Source organism: Actinomadura decatromicini (genome assembly GCF_008121305.1).
GTDB classification, from domain to species: domain Bacteria; phylum Actinomycetota; class Actinomycetes; order Streptosporangiales; family Streptosporangiaceae; genus Spirillospora; species Spirillospora syzygii.
In genome coordinates this window covers 471,036-486,523 of the sequence record NZ_VSRQ01000002.1, presented here as the reverse complement: position 1 = coordinate 486,523, position 15,488 = coordinate 471,036, and the positions used below count along the sequence as shown (strand labels likewise).

Annotated in this window: 12 protein-coding genes; 2 read left to right on the top strand and 10 right to left on the bottom strand. The window is 70.9% G+C overall.

Annotated features, from left to right (window positions below; genetic code table 11):
* Positions 1-7: 7 nt before the first annotated feature.
* Positions 8-2,296, top strand: coding sequence for an FUSC family protein (locus FXF68_RS09960; RefSeq protein WP_148758633.1), 2,289 nt, complete (start codon positions 8-10; stop codon positions 2,294-2,296).
* Positions 2,297-2,465: 169 nt separating this feature from the next.
* Here the strand turns inward: FXF68_RS09960 and FXF68_RS09955 are convergent, their stop codons facing one another.
* From FXF68_RS09955 to FXF68_RS09940, 4 genes are all read right to left on the bottom strand, one after another.
* The gene (locus FXF68_RS09955) at positions 2,466-2,933 is read right to left on the bottom strand and encodes a SixA phosphatase family protein (protein WP_148758632.1); all 468 of its coding nucleotides are present in this window, start codon (positions 2,931-2,933) and stop codon (positions 2,466-2,468) included.
* Between the two features lie 963 nt (positions 2,934-3,896).
* Positions 3,897-6,341 carry a sodium-translocating pyrophosphatase gene (locus FXF68_RS09950; protein ID WP_148758631.1) on the bottom strand — a complete coding sequence of 815 codons (2,445 nt, stop codon included), beginning with the start codon at positions 6,339-6,341 and terminating at the stop codon, positions 3,897-3,899.
* Positions 6,342-7,302: 961 nt separating this feature from the next.
* Positions 7,303-7,746, bottom strand: a complete 444-nt coding sequence (locus FXF68_RS09945; protein ID WP_148758630.1) for an ATP-binding protein — start codon at positions 7,744-7,746, stop codon at positions 7,303-7,305.
* Between the two features lie 18 nt (positions 7,747-7,764).
* Positions 7,765-8,118, bottom strand: coding sequence for an STAS domain-containing protein (locus tag FXF68_RS09940; protein ID WP_021597910.1), 354 nt, complete (start codon positions 8,116-8,118; stop codon positions 7,765-7,767).
* A 250-nt stretch (positions 8,119-8,368) separates the two neighbouring features.
* Between FXF68_RS09940 and FXF68_RS09935 the strand changes: the two genes are divergently transcribed.
* On the top strand, positions 8,369-10,690 hold the full coding sequence (locus tag FXF68_RS09935) for a DEAD/DEAH box helicase (RefSeq protein ID WP_148758629.1): 2,322 nt from the start codon (positions 8,369-8,371) through the stop codon (positions 10,688-10,690).
* Between the two features lie 93 nt (positions 10,691-10,783).
* Here FXF68_RS09935 and FXF68_RS42240 read toward each other — a convergent pair whose 3' ends face one another.
* The 6 genes from FXF68_RS42240 to FXF68_RS43765 all read right to left on the bottom strand — a co-directional run bounded on the left by FXF68_RS42240 (position 10,784) and on the right by FXF68_RS43765 (position 15,139).
* Positions 10,784-11,158, bottom strand: coding sequence for a hypothetical protein (locus FXF68_RS42240; protein ID WP_187437837.1), 375 nt, complete (start codon positions 11,156-11,158; stop codon positions 10,784-10,786).
* Positions 11,159-11,693: 535 nt separating this feature from the next.
* Positions 11,694-12,983 carry a hypothetical protein gene (locus FXF68_RS09930; protein ID WP_148758628.1) on the bottom strand — a complete coding sequence of 430 codons (1,290 nt, stop codon included), beginning with the start codon at positions 12,981-12,983 and terminating at the stop codon, positions 11,694-11,696.
* A 236-nt stretch (positions 12,984-13,219) separates the two neighbouring features.
* Positions 13,220-13,633, bottom strand: coding sequence for an Rv3654c family TadE-like protein (locus FXF68_RS09925; protein WP_281292208.1), 414 nt, complete (start codon positions 13,631-13,633; stop codon positions 13,220-13,222).
* Between the two features lie 205 nt (positions 13,634-13,838).
* Positions 13,839-14,315: a TadE family type IV pilus minor pilin gene (locus FXF68_RS09920; RefSeq protein ID WP_246178604.1), complete on the bottom strand. Its 477-nt coding sequence runs from the start codon at positions 14,313-14,315 to the stop codon at positions 13,839-13,841.
* Positions 14,316-14,326: 11 nt separating this feature from the next.
* Positions 14,327-14,521: a DUF4244 domain-containing protein gene (locus FXF68_RS09915; RefSeq protein WP_148758626.1), complete on the bottom strand. Its 195-nt coding sequence runs from the start codon at positions 14,519-14,521 to the stop codon at positions 14,327-14,329.
* Positions 14,522-14,614: 93 nt separating this feature from the next.
* Positions 14,615-15,139 carry a type II secretion system F family protein gene (locus FXF68_RS43765; RefSeq protein WP_246178603.1) on the bottom strand — a complete coding sequence of 175 codons (525 nt, stop codon included), beginning with the start codon at positions 15,137-15,139 and terminating at the stop codon, positions 14,615-14,617.
* Between the last annotated feature and the right edge of the window lie 349 nt (positions 15,140-15,488).

The following is a 15,488-nucleotide window of genomic DNA, read 5'->3' as shown; positions in this document are numbered from 1 at the left end:
CCCCCTTGTGATCAAGCGGGTGCGGGAGGCGTACGCGCTCGCCGGCGGGGGGTCGGCGGCGCCGTTCTACGGGCTCGCCGCCGCGCTCGCCATGGCCGTCCCGCTGTTCGCCGGGGCGCTCACCGGGCACGGCCCGCAGGGATCCATGATCGCGCTGGGCGCGTACCTGGTCGCGCTGCGGACGCCCGAGGGCCCGTACGGGGCGCGGGCCAGGGACCTCGCGGTCGGCGTCCTCGTGGTCGCGCTCGGGTCGACGGCGGGCGGGCTGCTCAGCGGGCACACGTGGCTCGCGGTCGCGGCCGTCCCGCCGCTGATCGCGCTCGGCGTCGCCGTCCCGCGGATCGGGTCGACGGCGGGGCTCGCGGTGCTGCTCAGCGCGGTCCGGCCGCCGTCCGCCGACGTGATCGGGATCGGGCTGCTGGAGCTGATCGGCGGGCTGCTCACCGCCGGGCTGCTGCTCGCGCCGTGGCCCGCGCGGCGGCTGCGCCCGCTGCGCGCCGCGCTCAGCGAGGCCGCCGACGCCGTCGCGGAGGCGCTGGACGCGGTCGCGCAGGACGTCGTCGCCGCCGACGCCGCCCCCCTCGACGCCGTCGAGCTGACGAACCCCGACCTGCTGGACGTGGCCCGCATCCCCGACTGGGAGGCCAAGCGGCGGGCGGCGTCCGAGGCGCTGACCACGGCCCGCGCCACGTACGCGCTGTACCGGTCGGGACACGGCGGCGGCGAACCGACCCGTCCGGAACGACTGATCGACGCGCTCGGCCGCGTCCTGCACGAGACGGTGACGCTCCAGGCCGTCATCGAGGCGGCGAAGAACTACCCGCCGGACCGCGACTGGCAGCTTGAGACGCAGACGGCGATCTGGGCGCTCGCGGCGCGGCTGCGGCTGCTCGCCGGGGCGGTCGCCACGGCGGGCGAGGCGCCGCTCGGCGGGGAGGAGTCGGCGGCCGTCCGGCGGCTCGGCCGCGCCGCCGAGCACATCAGGCGCGCCGGGCTCGCCGGGGACGAGGACCTCATCGCGGTGTCGCTGATCGGGCAGGTGAACCGGTCGATCGTCCGTATCGCGGGTGAGATCGCGTCCACCCGGCGGATCGTCGCGGGCGGGCTGCGGTTCGGCGTCGGCCCGCCGCGGCTGCCGGAGACGCTCGACCCGATGCCCGTGTGGGCCGAGGCGCGGCGTGCCGTCCGGACCCGCTCCCCGATGTTCCGGCAGGTGGCGCGGGTGTTCGTGACGGCCGTCGCGTCGATGTCCATCGCCGCCGCGCTGCACCTGTCGCACGGCCACTGGATGACGGTCACCGCGATGCTGAGCCTGCGCGCCACCTACGGCGAGACGGTCGAACGCCTCGTGCAGCGCGTCGGCGGCACCGCGGCCGGGGCCGTGGTCGCCGCGCTCATCCTGACGCTCGCCGCCGACCAGCCCACCACCGCGCTGATCGTGTTCGGCTTCGCGCTCGCCGGGTTCGCGATGCGCTCGGTCAGCTTCGCCTACTGGGCGCTGTTCGGGACGCCGCTGGCGATGATGCTGCTCGACTTCTCCACGCCGGCGGGGTGGGCGACCGCCGGGGAGCGGATCGTGCTGACCTTCGCGGGGACCTTGATGTCGTTCCTGGCCGTCCGGCTGCTGTGGCCCGCGGGGCACCTCGAACGGCTGCCGGTTCGGCTGGAACGGCTGCTCGACACGCACGCTCACCTCGTCCGGACGACGGCGGACGTGCTGGCAGGGGAGCGGGTGCGGCTGCCCTACGACCGGATCGTCGGCGCGGAACGGGCGGCTGAGGCGGTCGCGGACACGGGGAGGCGGCTGGGGCAGGAGCGGGTCCCGGACGAGGGGCTGATCGCGATACTGGAGACGGCCGTCGATGCCGCGCACCGGACCCGGGACCACCTGATCGCCGTGGCCCGGCTGTCGCGGGAGGAGGCCGTGGACACGGGGCCTATGCCCGAGATCCTGGACCGCTTGGCCGACCAGCTGGAGGAGACGGCGGATCTGGTGGCGGAGCCCGCGGACCGCGCTCCCGGGGAGCCGTCGCCGGTGGAGGAGCTGAGCGAGGAGCTCGCGGATCTCGACTCGCATCTGTCGACGTTGACGCGGAGGCGGCGGGCGGAGATCGCGTCGGGGGGTGGCGGGGAGGACATGACACCTGTGCAGCACGCGTTGTTGCAGGTATCCGGGACGCGGCACACGATCGGGGCGCTACGCCGCGACACGGAGACGGTCATCGAGTCGTCCCTGGCCGCGGTAGACCGTCTCCAGGAACGAGACCGGAGGACATCTCTACGCCTACGTCCCTGAACGGGCCTGCGGGGCCGGTCTGGCTTGATCTCGCCGGGCCTGGTCCCCTGGGGTGCGTGGAGTTATCCACAATCTGCGGCCCATCCTCCGGGGAGGTGCGCGGGCTGTTGACATGGAAGGTAACCGGCCCGCCCCCGGGCGGGAGGGGCCTGCTTTTCCGGGGGGTGGGTCAGTCCTTCGGGGTGCGGACGGTCCGGAGGGTGCCGATGCCGGGGCGTGCCTCAGCCCATGTGCCGGGCAGGTCGATCACGGCGAGGGCGCAGGTCGGGAAGGTGTCCGGGGACTGTCCGGTCAGGTCGTGGACGAGTTGGTGCACCGCCGGGTTGTGGCCGACGAGCAGCGCGCGTTCCGCGTCGTCCGCGACGCGGTTCACGAGGGCGAGGAGTGTCTCCGGGTCGTTGTCGTAGATCCCGGACTCGAAGCTCACCTCCGCCTCGATCCGCAGCAGCGCGAGCGTCTCGCGCGTCCGTGCCGCCGGGGAGCACAGCACCGCGCCGGGGACGAGGTCATTCGCGCGCAGCCAGTCGCCGGTCGCCGTGGCGTCCGCGCGGCCGCGATCGTTCAGGACGCGGTCGATGTCCGGTGTCCCAAGGCCTGCGACGGCCTTCGCGTGGCGGAGCACAATGAGCGTCGGCATGATCGCCACCCTACTCAGCGGGACCGTCCGCGCACTACGCGGACTGCGCGGACTGCGCGGACTGCGCGGACTGCGCGGACGTGGAGCACACAGCGACCACGGGCCCACGGGTACGGGACGGGGCGGATACGGAGAGGTATAGCGGCGGCTACGGTGCGACGAGCGCGGCGATGGCCCAAAGGACGAGCAGGATGCCGAGCATCCCGCCCATCATGATCGCGAAGCCCTTCGGCCCCGAGATGGTCGACTTGCCGCCGTCGCCAGCCACAACGCCTCCAGCTTCCCTGCTTCTAGTAGCCACTGGTCACCAGCTTCTGACCTAGTGATTGGACGCTGCGTTCCCTGCAAGGCTCCGCGTTGCTCCCAGGAGACTCCGCGTGCCCGGGAGGTTGTGTGTTGCTCACCGTGGAGAGTCCGCATTGCGGGACCGCCGCGTTCCTCAGCAAGCGTACGTCCGCCCCCCACCATGTCGAAAAGCAGGCCCCTCCAACCTGGCTTGAGTGCAGGCCCCGCCCCCCGAGGTTGAAGAGCAAGCCCGTCCCGCCCAGGCAGCAAGGCAGGCCCCTTCCGCCAGATAGAAGGGCAGACCCCTCCTACCCGAGGGGAAAGGCAGGCCCCTCCCCCGGGTAAAGAGCAAGTCCGTTCCGCCCAGTGAAGGGCAGACCCGTCCCGCCCACGGTGAAGAGCGCCCGTCCCGCCTAGGGTGACAGCCCGTCGCCTGGAGTGAAGGGCAGCCCGTCCCGCACAGGGTGAGGAGCAGGCCCCTCCCGCGCAGGTGGAAAAGCAGGCCCCTCCCGCCCGGGGGCGGGCCGGTTACCTTCCATGTCAACAGTCGGCGCACGTCCGCGGAAGAGGGACCGCAGATTGTGGATAACTCCTCGCACGCCCGGACGTGCGAGAGCTTGGCTGGACGTGCGAAGGGCCGGTGGCATGTCCTGCCACCGGCCCTCGTCTGACGGATTGTCAGCCCTTGTTCGCCGGTTCCTCCTCGTTGCCCGCCTCGGCCTTGGTGCCCTCGGCACCGACCGCGGCCTCCTCGGGCGCGCTCCCCTCGACCGCGCCGCCCTTCGCCTCGCCGCTCGCCGCGGCGGGCGGAGCGGCGCCGCCGCCCGCGGGCTCGGCGATCGGGTCGGCGCGCCGCTTGGACACGACGATCGCGGCCACCACGACCGCGACGGCGAGGATGGTCACCCCGGCGCGCAGGGCCGTGTTGTCCGCGTACCGGACGACGGCGTCCGCGATCAGCAGCGCGACCAGGTTCATCACCTTGATCAGCGGGTTGATGGCGGGGCCCGCGGTGTCCTTGAACGGGTCGCCGACCGTGTCGCCGATCACCGTGGCCTCGTGCGCCTCGGAGCCCTTGCCGCCGAGGTGGCCCTCCTCGACGAGTTTCTTCGCGTTGTCCCAGGCGCCGCCGGAGTTCGCGAGGAACACCGCCATCAGCACGCCGGCCGCGATCGCACCGCCCAGGTATGCGCCGAGCGGCGCGTACCCGAGCGCGAAGCCGACCGCAATCGGAGTCATGATCGCCAGCAGTCCGGGGGTCGCGAGCTCGCGCTGCGCGTCCGCCGTGCAGATGGAGACGACCCGGTCGTAGTCGGGCTTCTCGGTGTAGTCCATGATCCCGGGCTTGGTGCGGAACTGGTCGCGCACCTCGACCACGACCCGTCCGGCCGCGCGGCCGACCGCCATGATCGCCAGGCCGGAGAACAGGAACACGACGGCCGCGCCGATGATCAGCCCGATCAGCACGTTCGGGCTGTCGATCGAGATGTTGAACGTGGCGAAGTCGCCGAGCGCCTTCTTCGCGTCCCCGGACGCGTCGTTGATCGCGGAGATCACCGTCGTCCGGAACGAGCCGAACAGCGCGGTCGCGGCGAGGACCGCCGTCGCGATCGCGATGCCCTTGGTGATCGCCTTGGTGGTGTTGCCGACCGCGTCCAGCCGCTCCAGCACCTTCGCGGCCTCGCCCTGGACGTCCCCGGACATCTCGGCGATGCCCTGGGCGTTGTCGGAGACGGGGCCGAAGGTGTCCATCGAGACGATGACGCCGACCGTGGTCAGCAGCCCGGTGCCCGCCATCGCCACCGCGAACAGCGCGACGGTGGTGTTGCCGAAGCCGAGCAGGAACGCGCCGTACACGGCCGCCCCGATCACCAGCGCGGTGTAGACGGCCGACTCCAGACCGAGCGAGATACCGGACAGGATCACGGTCGCCGGACCCGTCCGGGCGCTGTCGGTGACCTCCCTGACCGGCTTGCGGTTCGTCTCGGTGAAGTAGCCGGTGAGCAGCTGGATCGCGCTCGCCAGCACGATGCCGATGATCACGGCGCCGAGCGCGACGAGGCGCGGGTCGTGGTCGAGGCCGCTGATCTCCTTGTCGGTGACGCCCTTCAGGTCGGCGAACGACGAGGGCAGGTAGGCGAACGCGGCGATCGCCACCAGCACCGCCGAGATGATCGCCGAGATGAAGAAGCCCCGGTTGATCGCCGACATCCCGGACCGGTCGCCCGCCCGGGGCGCCACGGCGAAGATGCCGATCACCGCGGTGATGACGCCGATCATCGGGACGACCAGCGGGAACACGAGCCCCTGGGTGCCGAACGCCGCGGTGCCGAGGATCAGCGCGGCGACCAGCGTGACCGCGTACGACTCGAACAGGTCGGCGGCCATCCCGGCGCAGTCGCCGACGTTGTCGCCAACGTTGTCCGCGATGGTCGCGGCGTTGCGCGGGTCGTCCTCGGGGATGCCCTGCTCGACCTTGCCGACCAGGTCTGCGCCGACGTCGGCGGCCTTCGTGAAGATTCCGCCGCCGACTCGCATGAACATGGCGAGCAGCGCGGCGCCGAAGCCGAAGCCCTCCAGCACCTTCGGCGCGTCGCCCTGGTACGCGAGGACGACGATCGCCGCGCCGAACAGCCCGAGGCCCACGGTGAACATGCCCGCGACGCCGCCGGTGCGGAACGCGATGCGCATCGCGGTCCGCTCGCCGCCCTCCTCGCGGGCGGCCGCGGCGACCCGGACGTTCCCCCGGACCGCCAGCCACATGCCGGTGAACCCGGTGACCGCGGAGAAGATCGCGCCGATGACGAAGAAGACCGAGCGTCCGATCCGCTCACCGGTCGAGTCGGCGGGGAGCAGCAGCAGGACGAGCGGGATCAGCACCACGAAGACCGCGACCGTGCGGAACTGGCGTTTCAGATAGGCGCTCGCGCCCACCTGAACGGCTCGCGCGATCTCCTGCATCTTGTCGGTGCCCTGGCCCGCGGCCAGGACATCACGCACGAGACCCGCGGCGACGGCCAGTGCCAGCAGTGCGATCACAGCGACGACGACGACCAATGACAGGTCGCCGCCGCCGAGATCTACTTCTGCGCTGGCCGGGCTTGACAGGGAAAGCCCAGACATCCGTCCTCCTCGACAGGGGTGTTGCGATCTCGATCGCAAAAAGTCGATCTTTACCGCGTACCCCGCGAGTCATGATTTCGAACGCCTCGCACGGCAGCGCGGGTCCCGGGAGTCTACGCAGGCGGCACTCGAATGTTAAGGCCGCAGGGCCCTTGAGAAGGATGTCGCCGAAATGCAATGAACGATACGCCGAATTTTGACCTCAAAGCCGACTCATGCAGCATCTTCCCAGGTCAACGGGGGTTAGGCCGTTATTACCCCAGGGGCACCCTGCCGCACTCAGGCGGCAACGGGCGCATCAGCGGGGTCGCTGGCGTCTTCATTAAAGCTAGGCTTTAACACGAAATATGTCTAGACCTAAATCGACGAAACTTAGATCAACTACACGAGATTCTCACACCTCGGTCCCCACCAGCCCCACCGGCCCCGCACCGGACGCCCGTCCGACACGCCGAAACGACCTGCTACCGGGCGGTCATCAGGCCGCGGACACGAGGGCCCCGGATGCGGCGCGAGACGCCCTCTGCCGGACGGTCGCCTCCCGGCGAGAGCAAGCACGGGGCGGACGACCAACTGACGACGCACCGTCGGCATGCGGCGCGCCATCGGACACGGTGGGGCGCGCGCTCCTGCACCCGTTGGATACAACGCGCCAACTCCATGCGGGGCGAGAGCAGACAGGTGGCAGGCGGTCGGCTCTCGCGAGAGGCGCATGCAGACCGACCAACGCGCCATCGCCACGTGGTGGGACGAGGCACGCGACGCGGCACGCATGTTGCAGGCGGCCGGGCTCATTAGGGAAGGGTGTGGCGGACGACCAGTTCGCGGCGGGCTGTCAGCTCGGGGACGGGCCGTCAGCGTGCGGTGGGTCGTCGGTCTTTGGCGGGAACAGGCATTTGGCGTGGGGGAACGAGTGAAGGCCCCGCCGTAGCGGGGCCTTCGGTGGTGCGGTGAGCGCGCGTCAGATGGTCGCCTCGGCCTCGGCCGGCCAGCTCATCCGTATCTGGACCCCCTTGGGCGTGGCGGCGATCTCGACATCGTCCGCCAGGCCGGCGATGACGGCCAGTCCCAGTTCGGCGGTGCCCTCGCCGCCGAGGCCGAAATCGAACTCGTCCGCGTCCGGGGCCGTCGGCAGGCCCCCCGCCTCGTCGTCCCCGGGGACGGTGTCGCTGACGGTCACCTCGAAGCGGCGGTCGGCGCCGCTCAACTCCAGGCGGACGGGCTCGTCCGGGCAGTGCCTGCGGTGCGCTTCCACGGCGCGCGAGCACGCCTCGCCGACCGCGAGCCTGACCTCGTCCAGCAGGGCCTCGGCGACGCCGCTGCGGCGGGCCACAGCGGTCACGATCAGCCGGGCGGTCCGGACGTGGACGGGCAGCGCACTGAAGGACAGTTCAACGGTCGCCATCTCAGCTACAGGCCGCCCCTACTTGGCGCCCTTGCGCTTCTCCTCGGCTTCGGCGATCGAGTCGTGGATGCCGAAGACCTTGGTCAACCCGGTGATCCGGAAGATCTTGAGGATGCGCTCCTGGGTGCACACCAACTCCAGCGACCCGTCGTGGGCGCGCACCCTCTTCAACCCGCCGACGAGGACGCCGAGACCGGTCGAGTCCAGGAACTCGACCTTCTCCATGTCCACGAGCAGGTGGAACTTGCCCTTGTTGACCAGGTCGATGAGCTTCTCGCGTAGCTTCGGCGCCGTGTAGACGTCGATCTCGCCTTCCACGTTGATGACGGTGAGGCCATCGTCGGTGGTGTAGTCGTTCACCTTCAGGTCCACAGATCCTCCAGCGCGCCGTGCAGCACAATCTGATCTCGCCTTCCGAGCCTCCGGGAGGTGGTCCGGACGGCGAGACTTCGCCGTGATTCAACCACGCTCCGGCACCGTCCACGTGGGTATTCGTCCACACGGGCGAAAGTTCGCGCCGTCCCATCTGACCTGCTGCTCCAGGGGTCAGGGCAGGGGGAACGGGCCCTCCGGCGCCGGGGCGTTCCCGTTGTTTTGCCCCGGCTGGCAAACTGAAAACCTCATGGGCGCCCAAAGATCTTCAACCCCTCTCGACCGCCTGCTCGCCGACCCCACCAGACGCGAACGCATCACTCATGTCGAGCGCGTTCCCGCACGTCAGGGCCGTCGCGTGGAGTGGCCCGCCTGGTCGCCGCCGGTCCTGCTGGAACGGCTGGCCGCGGCCGGCATCGAGGCCCCCTGGGAGCACCAGGCCGCCGCGGCCGAACACGCCCATGCGGGACGCTCTGTGATCATCGCCACAGGCACCGCGTCCGGGAAATCGCTCGCCTACCTGCTGCCCGGCATCGCGGCGATCTATGCGGGGGAGGACCATCCTCGCCACGAGGGAACGATTCTCTACCTCTCCCCGACCAAGGCCCTGGCGGCGGACCAGCTCCGCGCGCTCCGCTCCCTACACCTCACGCGCCTGCGCGCCGCGACCTACGACGGTGACACGCCCCAGGACGAACGGACGTGGGTCAGGCAGCACGCCAACTACGTCCTGACCAACCCGGACATGCTCCACCGCTCGATCCTGCCGAGCCACTCACGCTGGTCGTCTTTCCTACGCCGCCTCCGCTATGTGGTCGTGGACGAGGCGCACGGCTATCGCGGTGTGTTCGGATCGCATGTCGCCCACGTTCTGCGCCGGTTGCGCCGCATCTGCGCCCGCTACCACGCGAACCCGACCTTTGTACTCGCGTCCGCCACGACATCCGAGCCTGCTAGCGCCGCGTCCCGTCTCACTGGGCTGGACGTCGTCACAGTGGACGACGATGCCTCACCGCGTGGCCCCGCGACGTTCGCGCTCTGGGAGCCGCCCCTTACAGAGCTGCGCGGAGAACATGGTGCGCCTGTGCGACGCACCGCCACAGCGGAGGCCGGTGACCTCCTCGCCGACCTCGTCGTAGAGGGCATTCAGACACTCGCGTTCGTCCGCTCCAGGCGCGGGGCAGAGTCGGTGGCGCTCGGGGCCAAGCGCGCGCTGCACGAGGTCGTCCCCGCTCTGGCGGAACAGGTCGCCGCCTATCGCGCCGGTTACCTCCCTGAGGAGCGACGCGAGTTGGAGGCCGCGCTGCGCGACCGCTCGATCGTCGGCCTGGCGACCACGAACGCCCTGGAGCTGGGGGTGGACGTCTCCGGGCTCGACGCCGTCCTCGTCTGCGGCTGGCCCGGCACGCGCGCGTCCCTCTGGCAGCAGGCCGGACGCGCCGGACGTTCCGGACAGGCGTCCCTCTCCGTGCTGCTCGCCCGCGACGACCCGCTCGACACGTTCCTCGTCCACCATCCGGAGGCGATCTTCGGGACGCCGGTCGAGGCCACCGTCCTCGACCCGGACAACCCGTACGTCCTGGAACCTCACCTTTGTTCTGCCGCGTCCGAGCTGCCGCTCACCGAGGACGACCTCCCGCTGTTCGGCCCGGCCACCGAAGACCTGCTGCCCGACCTCGTCCGACGCGGGTTCCTGCGCCGCCGTCCCGCCGGCTGGTACTGGACGCGCCGCGAACGGGCCGCCGACCTGGCCGACATCCGGGGCGCGGGCGGCGCGCCGATCCAGGTCGTCGAGATGGGCACCGGACGCCTGCTCGGTACGGTCGACGAGGCGTCAGCGCACACGACCGTCCACGAAGGCGCGGTCTACATCCACCAGGGCAACTCGTTCATCGTCCAGACCCTGGACTTGGACGACTCCGTCGCGCTGGTCGAATCGGCCGACCCGGACTACTCGACCACAGCCCGCGACGTCACCGACATCAGCATCGTGGAGCGGTTGCGCACCACGTCCTGGGGCGAGGCCACGCTCTGCTTCGGCACGGTCGAAGTGACCCGCCAGGTCGTCGCCTACCAGATGCGCCGCCTGCAAACGGGCGAGATGCTCGGCGAGAAGCCCCTGGACCTCCCCGCCCGCACCCTCCGCACCCGCGCCGTCTGGTGGACGCTCTCCGACGCGCAGATCTCCGGCCTGGACGGCCTGGACGACGACCTCGACCTGGCCGGTGCCGCCCACGCCGCCGAGCACGCCTCCATCGGACTGCTCCCCCTGTTCGCGACGTGCGACCGGTGGGACATCGGGGGTGTGTCCACGGCCGTCCACCCGGACACCGGGCTCCTCACCGTCTTCGTCTACGACGGGCATGAGGGTGGAGCTGGTTTCGCTGAACGCGGCTACGCCGATGCGGCCTCCTGGCTGCGCGCGACGCGCGACGCGATCGCGTCCTGCGAGTGCGAGTCCGGCTGCCCGTCCTGCATCCAGTCACCGAAATGCGGAAACGGCAACGACCCCCTGGACAAACAGGGAGCCCTAACCCTCCTCGCCGTCCTGCTGGCCGACGCCCCCAACTAAACCCAAACCTCCCGCCGTAGCCGCGCACGCCTTGCCGCGACCTCTTACGGGCGAACGGGCTTAGCCAGGTGCACGTCTTCCGGGTAAACGCGCTTAGCTGGGTGCGACTCGCTGGGCCGGGACGGGGGCGGGCTGGTCGTCCCGGCCGCGCCGCGCCTGGGCGAGCGCCTGCTGCAGCCGCCGCCGCTCCATCTCCAGCGTCTGCAGGGACTCCGCGTGCTCGTCCCGCAGGTCCCGCAGCTCCCGCCGCATGCCCATGGACCGCCTGAACCCGAGCGCCACGACCATCAGACCCGCCATGAACACGATCGCGACGATCGCCCCGGCCGCGAAGACGTGCCACTGCTCGGTGATCCCCGGAACCTCGTCCCCGAACACGGTCAGGTGGGCTTGGCCCGTGTTGTCCAGCACCACCACGACACCGGCCGCGACAGCCGCGAACAGGACGAACAGTCCCAAGAAGATCATGCGGAGGGTCTCCTCTCCAATGGGCCCACACTTCCCGGGACAGGACGGGGCCGAAGCCTCGGACGAAGGACGCGCAACGCCGGACCAACCGGGGCGATCCGACTGGCAAGGCAGCCTAGACCCCTGCCCAAACCCCTCGCCAGCCCTCACCGTCCAGCACCGGATCGCCCATCACACCCCGGAAACACCCCCAGACCCGCAGACAGAATCCCTGGCCTGCAACAACAACCCACACCCACCCGCTCCACCCCTCAACAAGATCCAATAGGCGGGTAGCCGGGGCCGAGACAGCACACCGGATTGGGATGATGCCCGCGGCCCTTCCGCACGCGGAACCAGATGCCACTGCCCCCGAGTGGACGCGAAAGCACACCCGAGAGTGTCCGCTCCGCCGCGTCCGTCACCCGTGTGCGCACCTGGCCGGGGGGCTGGGCTTGCGTGCTGTTGTTCGTGCTGGACGGTGCGGTCTTGGGCGTGGCGGGCTGCGAAGTGGGGCGCTGTCGCCTGTGTGTGGAGTGGTGTCGTTCGGTGTGGGTTACTTGCGGCGGTGGGCTCGTTTGGAGCTCTTGCTCGGGCCGGACTTGGCTAGGCGGACGTTCACACCGCCGGAGCGCTTGCCCAATGTCGCGGGGCGGCGGACGGCACCCGCCACCTTGCCGGCCGCTGCCGCATCGACGAGGGTCGCGGTGCCGGAGGCCGGAGCGCTTCCCTTCTCACTGCGCTTCTCGGACTCGCCAGCCTTCTCGGACTCGCCCGGCTTCTCGGGCTCGCCTGACTGGTCGGGCTTGTCGACGAGGGGCATGACGGGGGCCGCCTTGGCGCGGGCTTCGGCGCGGGCGATCTGTTCGCGCGCCCGCCGGACGCGCTTGCGGCCGGTTCCGCCGCGCGCGAGGCGGGCGGCGGTGCCCTTGCTGCTCGTCCCGGCCTGGGCCACGCGCAGGCGCCGCGTCCAGGTTCCGAGGTGGGCGGCGGCGATCAGCAGGACCAGCGCGATGCCCACGCTCTTGCCCCATTGCAGGCGGTCGGTGGCCGCGACGTTCTGAGTCCTCGGCGATTCGGTGGCGATCTCGGGCGCGGGGTAGGCGATACCGGGCGTCGCCCCGTTCGGCCGGACGGACGGCAGAGTCACCGGCGAGTCCCCATTGAACGGCGTCAGCGGGGCTCCAGTGCCCGGCACCCCCGAGCCCGAGGGCAGGGACGGCGCGCTGCCTTCGGGCAAGCTCGCGGGCCCGCCGCCGACCAGGGCGCTCGCGCTGGCGGCGCCGGAGTACAGCGAGCCGCCCGTCCCGGTGGAGCGCCGCGCCCGGACGCCGACGGAGACCGGTCCGCTCGACCTGGTCACCGACAGGCTGGCGGAGCAGCTCGTCCCTTTACAGAGCGAGCCGATCGAGCCGGACGTGGACTTCACCCCGGAGCCTGAGAGCGCGTAGCCGGTGAGGTCGTCCTCCAGGCCGCGGTTCCAGCTCACGACGAGCTTGCTGCCGGACGCCTGCGCGGACACCCCGGTGGGCGCGGCCGGTGCGATGCGCACGGTGAACGTGTTGGAGTCGTAGACGTGGCTGGTCTGCTTGCCCTTCAGGTAGACCCTGTAGGTGCCGTTGCGGCTGATCGGGAACGTCCCGGACAGGTCGCCGACAAGCCCCTTCTCCTGCAGGACCCTGCTACCGATTCCGGGGCCGTCCACCCACAGCTGCATCGTGAGCGCGAAGTCGAAGTGCGCCTTGGCGGTCAGTTCCGATCCGCTGGTGATGACCGAGCCGGCCGCCGGGGTGATGACGCTCGTCGAGGCCGCCTGGGCGGGCATGGCGAGCAGGGGGAGGCTCATCGCAAGGGGTGCGGCGATTGCTACTGCACCGATCCTGCGAATGATGGTCACGGCCTCAATCCCTTCGACAGCGTCCTGCTCGTCTCATCCCGCCGGGGACCTCGCGGGACACAGCGTGCCGAGTGATGACTACGGGCTCACGGCAGCGTAACGTACTGCCGAGTAGCAAAAGTCACAGGACGATGACAAAGATGCGGTGTTCTCATCATCCGCAGCCCCTCCCGCCCTATTGACACTCAGTGCAACGAGCTTCGTCGCGCCAGGCTACGCCGTTCGGACCCCGTAGGACCAGCCCTCGCGCGCGATACGACACTCACCTCTCCGATCCCCATGGGCACCCGCATGTCCGCCGTCACCGAGACCTCCACGATTTCTCCTCTCACCCGGCACCGCGTCAACCGCGTCCGGTACTCGGCGGCGATGCCCTTCGCCCTGCCGCACGCGACGCTCGCACCCTCAACTGCACGGGCTGCTCCGGCCAGCGCGGCGAGGTCGGCCGCCGCGTCCGCACGATGCCGGACGCCACGCACCCCGCCGACCGCCACCGCCGCCACTCCGCAGACCCAGATGACGGCCGCGAACGCGAGTACCCAGATCGTCCCCGACCCCCGATCCGACCGAAGCGCGACCCGCCGAACACCACGTCTCACCACACCCGCCCTCCCCTAATTCCGCCCACTCCCTGCACTCCGCACACCCCGCACACTCCTCCGCCCCGCTCCCTCACGTTCCGCCGCTCCCGCACACTCCGCCCACTCCGCGCGCTCCCTCGTCCCCGCCCGCTCACCTCACTCCGCCCGCGCGCTCCGCCCGCTCCCTCGTCCCCGCCCGCTCACCTCACTCCGCCTTCTCACCTCACTCCGCCCGCTCCGCTCGCTTCGTCTGGTCCGCTTGCTTCATCTGCTCCGCTCGCTCTGGTTGTCGGATGGACGGGGTCGGCTGGGGCTTTGGGTGGACGGGGTTGGGTGGAGTTGGTGGTGGAGGGGCCTCGTTCGTGTCGGGTTCGGTTGCCGGTTCTGTGGCGGCGACGGCGTGGGCGTGGACGGTCAAGGTCGCGAGACCAGCGGCCGCTGGCGGCTTGACGGATGCGGAGACGTCCACCCGGACAGTGGCCTGATCTCGGCTTACGTGCACAGTCGCCCCCTCCGGGACGGCCTTCACCACGAGTTCGCGCACCGCGTCCAGGGACTCGCCCCTCGCCGCGGCGCGGGCGCCGGTTCGTGCGGCGTCCGTACAGGTGAGCTGGACGGAGGCGAGCGCCAAGCCCCACAGGGCGATCGCCGTGATCAGGACCAGGCTGGGGAGGGCCACGGCGACCTCCGCCGTGACCATCCCGCGGTCCCTCAGCCGGCGAGCCGCAGGGCCCTCTCGACGACGTGTAAGAGCAGCCCCTTCACCTTGGTGCTGGTCACGATCTCGAACAGACCGCCAGCGAGCGCCGTGGCCGCGAGCGTGCCGACCGCGTATTCGGCGGTGGTCATCCCCCGGTCTTTGCACGTCCCGAACCATCGCCGCACCGCCGTCCATTTGGCCCTCATGCGGGCTCCTTTCGATCGTCGTTCTCTTCCAGGCTGCTGCGCGGACGGCCCGGGCGACCGGAGAACGCCCGCCTGTGGATAACTCGTGACTCGTCATGGCGCGAGGATCGTCAGGGCGATCCCGGCGACGGCCGGGACGACGCTGAGCAGGACGAAGGCGGGCAGGAAGCACAGGCCCAGTGGCGCGAGCGAATGGATGCCCGCCGCCCGGGCCCTGGCAGCCGCCGCCGAGCGCGCCGCACGCCGTTGGTCCTGCGCAAGGCGGCTCAGCGTCGGCGCGAGCGCCGCGCCGGTGGACGACGCCCGGACCGCCGCTCGGGCGAGGGGCGCGAGCATCGGTTCCTTCGCGAGGGCCAGCCACGCGGCGGCCGGATCGGCTCCCAGTTGGATCTGGACGGAGACGGTTCGCAGTTCGTCCCCGAGCGGGCCGCCCACCGCGTCCGCGACCGCGGCGACCGCCTCGTGCCAGGGGGCACCGCCGCGCAGGCATGCGGCGAGAAGGTCCACCGCCACGGGGAGATCGGTGACGAGACGTGCCTGCCTGCGTTTTCGTTCGGCGTTTCCCAGGCGATCGAACGAGAGCCACATGGCGACGGCGGCCAGGACTCCGATCACCACGCCTGCCGTCCCGCCGAAGGTCAGCAGGCAGAACGCCCCCGCCGCTCCCGCTGCGGCGCGCCGTAGAAGGATGTCGCGCCGTCGCGTCGCTTCTGACCGTCTGTCGTCCGCGCGATGCCTTCCCTCGCCCGCCTGTTCGGGGTGATGTCCGGCCGTACTTGGGTCGGTTGCCGGGCTCAACGCAGGCCGATGTGTCTCCGGCCGGCTAGGACCGGTCGCTCTGCCGCGACTATGAACTCCTCGGGTGCGTGCCGGGCCGGGTTTGTTTGGCCGTCGATTCGCGGTCGCAGTGGGGGCTGCCGGAGCGGTTGGGCGGACATTTCGGGGACGTGCTGGCGGGGGCGGGTCG